The following is a 7,827-nucleotide window of genomic DNA, read 5'->3' on the forward strand; positions in this document are numbered from 1 at the left end:
GGTGAGGGGGGCGTGGTGGGCCTGGGCGACGGCGTTGACGATGGCCAGGCCGAGACCGTACCCCTTACGGTCCGGCGCCAGCGTCTGGAAGGGATGGAAGATCCGCCGGACCTGGTCGGCGGGGATGACCGGCCCGGTGTTGACGACGGTGAGCACCGCCTCCGTGCCGGAGGTCCGGGTGGTGATCTCGACCTTTCCGGACGGGTGGTTGTGGCGGAGGGCGTTGTCGACCAGGTTGGCGGCGAGGCTTTCGATCAGCCGCGGATCTCCGGCGGTCACCGCGGGCATCAGGTCCTCGGTCAGGTCGATGCCCTGCTCCGTGGCCTGGTCGCGGCGCGCGGCGAGCACTTCCGCGGCGACGCCGGCCAGGTCGAGGGTGTCCCAGCGGGTCGCGCCGCGTTCGCTGGTGGCCAGCGTGAGCAGCGCCTGGACCAGCCGCTCCTGGTGTTCGCCCAGGGCAAGGGCCTCCTGGCAGGCCGAGCGCAGGGCTTCGGCGTCGGCGTCGGGGTCGGCGAGGGCGACCTCAAGGAGGGTGCGCAGGCCGGCGAGCGGGGTGCGCAGTTCGTGGGAGGCGTTGGCGACGAAGTGCCGCTGGGCGTCGAAGGAGGCTTGCAGGCGGGCGAACAGGTCGTCCAGGGTACCGCCGAGTTCGGTCAGCTCGTCCGTTGGCTCGCCGAGGTCCAGCCGCCGGTGGAGGTCCCCGGCGGAGATGATCTGGGCGGTGGCGGTGATGGCGCGCAGCGGGTGCAGGAACCGCCCGGCGACGTACCAGCCGAGGGCCGGCGCGACGGGGATCAGTACGACCATCGCGACGGCCGAGCCGATGAGCAACTGCGGAAGGCCGATCCCGGGACCGGCGGCCGTGCCCGATGAGGGGCCGCCCGCGGGGATCGCCGCGTGGATGCTCACCAGCGGAAGATCGACTAGGACCACCACCAGCACTCCGGCGGCGTAGATGCCCGCCGCGTAGGCGAGCGCGAGCCGCGTCTGGAGGGACCTCCTGGCCGGTCGCCGCGAGGTCATGCCGGTCCGATGCGATAGCCGCCTTCGCGGATGGTCTGGATCACGGGCGGATCGCCCAGCTTGGCGCGCAACCGGTGCATGGTGTGCTTGACCGCGCTGCTGAAGGGATCGGCGGCCTCGTCCCAGACGCGTTCGAGCAGTTCCTCGGCGGAGACGACCACGCCGGGCGCCGCGAGCAGGCATTCGAGCAGGGCGAACTCCCTGGGGCTCAACTCCAGGCGGCGACCGGCCCGGGAGGCGATCCGGCGGGCCGGGTCGAGGGTGATGTCCCCGCAGCTCAGCATGGGCGGCAGCGGCCGGGTGGCGCGGCGGGCCAGGGCGCGGACGCGGGCGACCAGCTCGGCGAACGCGAAGGGCTTGGGCAGGTAGTCGTCGGCGCCGAGACCGAGGCCGGCGACGCGGTCCTCGATCGTGCCGGAGGCGGTGAGCATCAGGATGCGGCTCGGGCTGCGGCCGAGGGCGAGCCGCCGGCAGATCTCGTCCCCGTGGACGCCGGGCAGGTCGCGGTCGAGGATCACCACGTCGTAGCGGGTGACGGCCAGGCGGTCGAGGGCGGCGGTGCCGTCCAGGACGACATCGACGGCCATGCCCTCGCGGCGCAGCCCGGTGCCGATCGAGCGGGCGAGGACCGCGAAGTCCTCCACGACGAGGACCCTCACCGGCGATCACCTGGGTTCAGCGGGCGGGCGGGGCGGCCGGAGCGGCCGCCGGGGCGGGGTGCCATGCCGGCAACGATGCCAGATGCCCGGTCTCAGCCAGGTCGCAGCCGGTGGGACCGGGCTGGAACCGGGTGGCGCGTACAACCGTCGGCATGAGTCCGTTGATGTCCCGCCGCTTCCTTCACCTGCTGCGCGCCGAATGGAGCAGGTTCCGCGGCGCCCCCGGCCTGGTGCTCACCATGGCGGCCTCCGTACTGGTCACCGTGTCGCTCGGGCTGCTGATCACCGGTGGTGCCCGGAGTACCTGCGTGACCGGGAAGGGCGAGGGCCCCTGCCCCGCGCCACTGCTGGGCCCCGACGGCACGGCGGTGAACGACAAGTACTACTTCGTCCACCAGCCGCTCTCCGGGAACGGCGGCATCGTCGCCCGGGTATCGGACATGACCGGGCAGATCCGGCTGCCGGACGCCGTCCCCGGCGTGCGCAATGTCACGAAGGGCGTGCTGCCCTGGGCGAAGGCCGGGCTCCTGATCAGGCCGAGCCTGACGCAGGGCACGCCGTACGCCGCCGTCATGATCACCGGCGAGCACGGCGTGCGAATGCAGCACAACTACATCCACGACGTGGCCGGCGGCCCCGTCCACGGGCCCCGGTGGCTGCGGCTGACCAGGGCGGGCGACACCCTGACCGGTCATGAGTCGCCCGACGGCAGGAAGTGGACCGAGGTCGGCACGGTCACACTGGCCGACCTGCCGCAAACGGTGGAGATCGGGCTGTTCGCCACATCCCCCGGCAACGTGCGGGGGATGGCCTCCCGCTTCGCCCAGGCCACCGCCGCCTTCGACCAGATCCGGGTGCAGGGCGTGGACGGTATGTGGCGGCGCGATGACGTCGGCGTCTCCCTGGAGGAGGACGGCAGGACCCCGCACCACCCGGGCGGGGCGGCCGAGTCCGGCGGCAGGCTGCTGGTGACCGGGGGCGGCGACATCGGGCCCGCCACGCTGGACGGCGGTCTGCGCGCCGACTTCACGCTGCTCGGCGGGGCGGTGGGGCTGGTCCTGGTGCTCGTGGCGGCGGCCGGGTTCGGTGCGAGACACCGGCACGCACCGAACCCGGCGGCCAGGGCGGCGGTGGCGGGCGCGGTCGCGTTCGTGACGGGGCTGGTGGCCGCGGGGATCGTGATCCCGGCCGGCCTGGCGCTGCTGCGCGCCAACCAGAACCCGATCCAGCCGATCACCCTGGTCACCCAACTGCGGATGATCATCGGCTACGCGGCGCTGACCGCGGCCGCCGCCGTACTGGCCGTTGGCCTCGCCACGCTGCTCAGGCGGGCCATCGTGGCGATCGGCCTGGCCGTCACGCTGGTCGTCGTACCGCACCTACTGGCCACCACGGGCCTGGCCCCATGGCTGCTCGTGGTCACCCCGGCCGCCGGCTTCGCCATCACGCAGAGCGTTCCCACCTTCGCCCACGTGGACGCCGACCCGTCCCCGCTGATGGGCTACTACCCACTTCCTCCCTGGGCGGGGTTGGCCGTGACCTGCGGATATGCGGCGGTCGCCCTCGCCGTGGGACTCGCCGCGCACCGCAGGAGATCCCCGCTCACTCGGCGACGCGCTTGATGGTGAGGTCGTCCAGGTTCACGGTCACCGGTGCGTTGGTGGCGGTGCCCGAGAGGTAGGCGAGGAGACCGGCGCGGCCCGCGCCCTGGAGGGCGGGGGTGGAGTCGGTGACGGTCTGCTGCCATGCGGCGGGCTCCGGGGTGCCGTCGGGCCAGGCCTTGGCCCGCAGGGTGGTCGGGAAGGTACCGACGACCTGGAGGCGCAGGTGGAGCAAGGAGCCCGGGGTGTAGGAGATGCCGGGGATCGTCTGCAGGGGCGCCAGGGGTATTTCGGTGCCGGCGCTGTCGGCTCGCCTGAGTTGCAGCATCACGGCGCCGTCCGGGCGGGTGATCAGCGTGGAGCGGTAGTTGCCCGCGCCGTCGACCCTTCTGCCGACCGCTGTGATGTAGACGCCGTTACCGGTGGCGAGCTCGTCCAGGCCGACCTTGTAAGCGAGATCGGTGCCGGTGGAGATCACGCGGTTGGGGTAGACGCTGCGGCCCGCCGAAGGCTCGGTGAGGGTGATCCGGGCCTGGCCGGCGTTGACCGCGTAGCTGCCGGCCGGTGCGCCGACCCACCAGGCACCGCCGGCGTCGGCGGTGCCGAAGCCGTTGGTGACCGTCCGGTTGAAGGTGTCGGCCGCGAGGGTGACGCCGGGGAAGGCGCTCCGAGGAAGTTGCCGTTGACCCAGTCGGCGATGTTGTCGCCGGTGGCGACGCCGAACTGCCCGTCGAACCGGTAGTGGACGCCGAGCCAGACACGTCCGAGCGCGTTCTCGTTCGCCGCGCCGCTGAAGGAGGTGAATCGCCGTTGCACGCCTTGGGCGAAGGGGTCATCGGTCGTGCCGGTCCAGGCCAGAGCGTCCGTGCCGAGGTGCCGCTTCATGACCCCGGCCCAGGCGCCGCCGAAGGTGGCGTGCCCGGAGATGTAGGCGGGGAACGGCGGGGAGAAGCTCACGCCCTGGGTGTTCCTTGATTCCGGTTTCCAGCCTGTCTCAGGGTCCACGTCGCGGAGCCTGATCGCGGACTCCGGCCGCCACAGGTCGGTGTCGGTGTCGAACTCGATGTCCCAGGCGGAGATGGCGGCATCGCCGATGGCGAGCGAGACGAGCGCGAAGAGTTTCGCGTTCTGGAGCTGGGTCCGGCCGGCGAGCGGAGCCTCCTTGAGGACCTGAATGGTGTGGTCGATGTGCTGGCCCGGCGGTTTGTAGGTGCCGTCCAGGTCGTTGGACCACGGGGGAGCGACGAGCGCCCCCGATAACAGCGCGGCGGCGGCCCCGAGGCCGATCAGCGGTCTGATTCTGCTCATGACACTCCTGCCCGGAGACGATCAGAGACCCGTCCTGGCGAAGTGTGCGATGACCAAGGAAATCCCGAAGACTCCTATAGGTGATGATCCGCTAGAGGAGGGTGGCGGCGGAGCATCCGGCCCGGAAGCGACTGAGGGCACCCCCGCCGGTGGCGAGGATGCCCATATCGATCGAAGAGTGCGCCGCCAGGGACTCGAACCCCGGACCCGCTGATTAAGAGTCAGCTGCTCTGACCAACTGAGCTAGCGGCGCTTACGACGGGTGTAACTGTAGCAGCATGGGCGCGTGGCTCGCACATCGTGATCATGCGGGCGAGCCGTGCCACGAGCGGCTGCGGGCCGGGCTTGCGAAATGGTTCGGGGCCAGGTAGCTTCCCCCAAAACTACCCGGCCCCGATCTGCGGCGGTCTCCCGATTCCTCCCCCCGGAAATCGGGCCGGCCGCCGGATGGATGCGTTCCCCCATCGCATCCTTGGAAGAAAGTCTCAGACTGTGTCTCCAACCCCCTTGACCTGGTTCAACAGTACAGACCGAGGGGCAATGGGCTCGTCATCCAGGGGTTGATTTTCGGGCTACACCCAGGGTTGACCAGGTATGACCAAGCCGCATTCGTAGGCCACCACGACGGCCTGGGCGCGGGAGGTCAGGTCCAGCTTGCCCATCACCCGGTTGAGGTGGGTTTTGACGGTGCCGTCCGAGACGTGTAGGCGGGTGGAGATCTCCCGGTTGGACAGGCCCTGGGCGACGAGTTTGAGCACTTCCTTCTCGCGTTCGGTGAGGTCGTCCAGGCCGTGGACGGCGACCGTCTGGCCGACCGGGCGGCTGACGTAGGCGTCGATGAGACGCTGGGTGACGGCGGGGTCGAGCAGTGCCTCGCCGCCCGCGACGGTGTGGATGGCGGCGATCAGGTCGGCCGGTGGGCTGTCCTTGAGCAGGAAGCCGGCCGCGCCCGCGCGCAGCGCCGCGAAGACGTGCTCATCGACGTTGAAGGTGGTCAGGATGAGCACCCTGACCTCGGCGGGCATCCGGCGGGTGGCCTCGATGCCGTCCATCACCGGCATGCGGATGTCCATCAGCGCCACGTCCGGCCGTACCCGCTCGGCCGCCGCGATGGCCTCCGCGCCGTCCGCGGCCTCGCCGACGACCTCCATGTCGTCCTGGGCGCGCAGCAGCGCGACCAGGCCGCCCCTGATCAGTTCCTGGTCGTCCACGACGAGGACGCGGGTTCCGCTCATCCCCCGGCCCTCCCGTACGGCAGGGCCGCCCGCACCTCGAAACCGCCCTCCGGGCGTGGTTTCGCCGTCAGCGAGCCGCCCACGAAGGCCGCCCGCTCGCCGAGGAAGCGCAGCCCGCGACCGCCGCGCAGCCCGCGGTCGGGGCGGGCGTGCCCGCGCGGCCCCTCGTCGGTCACCCGTATCCGCACCTTGTCGGCCCCCGCATCCACCACCACGCGCACGCTCGTGCGCCCCGCGTGCTTGAGCGTGTTGACCAGCGCCTCCTCGCAGATGCGGTAGGCGGCGAGTTCCACCGTGCGGTCGTCCACCGGCGGCGTGCCGGTCATCGACAGCTCGGCGTCCAGTCCGGCCATGCGCATGCGTTCGACCAGGCGCGGGATGTCGGCGAGGCCGGGCTGCGGACCGTACTCCTCGCGGTGTTCCGGGCCGCTCAGTACGTCGAGCAGCCGGCGCAGGTCGGTGACCGCGACCCGGGCGGCCTCCTCGATGGCGCCCAGCGCCGTCCTGGCCTCCTCCGGATCGCGGTCGAAGACCTCTCGGGCCACCCCCGCGCGGAGTACCACAATGCTCATCGCGTGCCCCACCACGTCGTGTATCTCACCGGCGAGCCGGGTGCGCTCGCGCACCACCGCCATCAGGGCCCGCTGCTCGGCGGCCTCCCTGACCAGCCATTCGTGTTCGATCAGTTCGCGGTTGAGCCGTCGCAGCCCCGGCAGGATCCAGCCGAGCCCCCAGGCGCTGAGGACGGCGAGCAGTTGCACGACCAGCCACTCGCGCGGGCCGTACCGGACCAGCCCCGCGGCGGGTACGGCCAGCGCGGCCACACCGGCGGCGACCCCCTGACCCGACGATACCCGGCTGACCACGGTGTACACCGCGACCAGCCCGGCCAGCCAGGCGGCGAGCGGCAGCGGGAAGAGCAGTTGCATGACGACGGAGGCGGCCAGTACGACGAGCAGCACCGGCCACGGATGACGGCGCCGCACCGCCAGCGGGAGGGTGGCGAGAGCGGCGAGCGCGGCATGGTGGGGGAAACCGGCCGCCGGCGCGTCCCAGCGGGCGGCCGACAGCGCGAACAGGCCGCAGGCGACCCCGACGTCGATCGCCCGGCCGTGCCGCTCCCCCCAGTCGAGCACCTAGCGGAAACTACCCAGGCAGCACGACCCCTATCTTGACCTGGGACTACTAGGGCAGCACCAGGTCGACCCCGACGTTCTCGCGCAGGGCGCGGCTCACCGTGCAGTGGTTCGCCTCGACCCGCTGGGCGACGGCGCGGAAGACCTCGTCGGCCTTCGGGTCGCCCTCGGGCAGCTCGACGTCGTAGGTGATGGTCACCGAGCCCAGCCGGGTCAGCGCGACCTTCTCCGCCTCCACCGTCATGGCCAGGCGGACCAGCCGGTGACCGCGCTGCGCGGTGAGCGGCTCGACGGTGACGATGTTGCACCCGCCGACGGCGGCGAGCAGCAACTCGACGGGGCTGAACACCCCCGCCTCCTCCGACCCGCCCATCTTGACCTCGGCCCCCCGGTCGTTGCGGGCCACGAACCCGCCGTCGCCGGTCCGTTCCACGTTCACGATCGCCATGAGTCAACAGTAGCCAAAACGCTTAGCACGGCATTACGCCCCGCCTGCCATGCTGACCACGACGACCGCTAGGGGAGGAGTGGACACGATGGCGTTTTCCGGCACCGTCCGCGTCGAGCAGGTGATGGGCCTTCCGGTCAGCGTGGACGTCCGTACGATGCTGCCGTCCCGGGAGTTGTCGCCGGTGCTCGACGACGCGTTCGCCTGGCTGGGCTGGGTGGACGCGACCTTCGACGCCACCCGCCCGGACAGCGCGATCGGCAGGCTGGCCGCCGGGCGGCTCGCGGTCGATGACTGCGCCCCGGAGGTGACGGAGGTGCTTGAGCGCTGTGCCGAGCTGAGGGCCGCCACCGGCGGGTACTTCGACGAGGGCGCGGGGGGCGCGCTCGACCCGACGCTCTATGTGCGGGGGTGGGC

9 protein-coding genes and 1 tRNA gene are annotated in these 7,827 nt (G+C 71.7%); 2 read left to right on the top strand and 8 right to left on the bottom strand.

Translation table 11 applies throughout. The annotated features are described in order from the left end of the window. Together C1I98_RS31330 and C1I98_RS31335 are read right to left on the bottom strand one after the other, a co-directional pair. Positions 1-1,023 (bottom strand): sensor histidine kinase (locus C1I98_RS31330; protein ID WP_111170980.1); only part of this gene is annotated, 1,023 nt, incomplete at its 3' end. Beyond that, the gene (locus tag C1I98_RS31335; RefSeq protein WP_111170981.1) at positions 1,020-1,682 is read right to left on the bottom strand and encodes a response regulator transcription factor; all 663 of its coding nucleotides are present in this window, start codon (positions 1,680-1,682) and stop codon (positions 1,020-1,022) included. The genes C1I98_RS31330 and C1I98_RS31335, both read right to left, overlap by 4 nt. 152 nt (positions 1,683-1,834) lie before the next feature. Here C1I98_RS31335 and C1I98_RS31340 point away from each other — a divergent pair, with 152 nt between their 5' ends. Continuing rightward, positions 1,835-3,304 carry a DUF1349 domain-containing protein gene (locus C1I98_RS31340; RefSeq protein ID WP_199537348.1) on the top strand — a complete coding sequence of 490 codons (1,470 nt, stop codon included), beginning with the start codon at positions 1,835-1,837 and terminating at the stop codon, positions 3,302-3,304. Here the strand turns inward: C1I98_RS31340 and C1I98_RS31345 are convergent. The 6 genes from C1I98_RS31345 to C1I98_RS31370 form a co-directional block, all read right to left on the bottom strand. After that, complete coding sequence (locus C1I98_RS31345; protein WP_111170983.1) at positions 3,285-3,761, bottom strand: hypothetical protein; 477 nt, start codon at positions 3,759-3,761, stop codon at positions 3,285-3,287. The genes C1I98_RS31340 and C1I98_RS31345 overlap by 20 nt on opposite strands. Next, complete coding sequence (locus tag C1I98_RS31350) at positions 3,758-4,591, bottom strand: vanadium-dependent haloperoxidase (protein ID WP_111170984.1); 834 nt, start codon at positions 4,589-4,591, stop codon at positions 3,758-3,760. Before C1I98_RS31350 ends, C1I98_RS31345 begins: the two co-directional genes overlap by 4 nt. Before the next feature lie 179 nt (positions 4,592-4,770). Continuing rightward, positions 4,771-4,844: transfer RNA gene (locus tag C1I98_RS31355), tRNA-Lys, on the bottom strand. Between the two features lie 319 nt (positions 4,845-5,163). Continuing rightward, complete coding sequence (locus C1I98_RS31360; RefSeq protein ID WP_111170985.1) at positions 5,164-5,826, bottom strand: response regulator; 663 nt, start codon at positions 5,824-5,826, stop codon at positions 5,164-5,166. Continuing rightward, complete coding sequence (locus tag C1I98_RS31365) at positions 5,823-6,962, bottom strand: sensor histidine kinase (RefSeq protein ID WP_111170986.1); 1,140 nt, start codon at positions 6,960-6,962, stop codon at positions 5,823-5,825. The genes C1I98_RS31360 and C1I98_RS31365 overlap by 4 nt, the downstream gene beginning before the upstream one ends. Positions 6,963-7,011: 49 nt before the next feature. Further along, positions 7,012-7,410, bottom strand: a complete 399-nt coding sequence (locus tag C1I98_RS31370) for an OsmC family protein (RefSeq protein WP_111170987.1) — start codon at positions 7,408-7,410, stop codon at positions 7,012-7,014. Between the two features lie 88 nt (positions 7,411-7,498). On the opposite strand from C1I98_RS31370, the gene C1I98_RS31375 reads away from it, so the two are divergent. Next, on the top strand, positions 7,499-7,827 hold a 329-nt coding region (locus C1I98_RS31375), incomplete at its 3' end, for an FAD:protein FMN transferase (RefSeq protein ID WP_199537351.1).

Source organism: Spongiactinospora gelatinilytica (assembly GCF_003236385.1).
GTDB classification, from domain to species: Bacteria; Actinomycetota; Actinomycetes; order Streptosporangiales; family Streptosporangiaceae; genus Spongiactinospora; species Spongiactinospora gelatinilytica.

What these genes read in the sequence shown, in the direction of transcription:
- C1I98_RS31340 (WP_199537348.1), top strand. Translation starts at nt 1,835, where the DNA reads ATGAGTCCGTTGATGTCCCGCCGCTTCCTTCACCTGCTGCGCGCCGAA.
- C1I98_RS31360 (WP_111170985.1), bottom strand. Translation starts at nt 5,826, where the DNA reads ATGAGCGGAACCCGCGTCCTCGTCGTGGACGACCAGGAACTGATCAGG.
- C1I98_RS31350 (WP_111170984.1), bottom strand. Translation starts at nt 4,591, where the DNA reads ATGAGCAGAATCAGACCGCTGATCGGCCTCGGGGCCGCCGCCGCGCTG.
- C1I98_RS31370 (WP_111170987.1), bottom strand. Translation starts at nt 7,410, where the DNA reads ATGGCGATCGTGAACGTGGAACGGACCGGCGACGGCGGGTTCGTGGCC.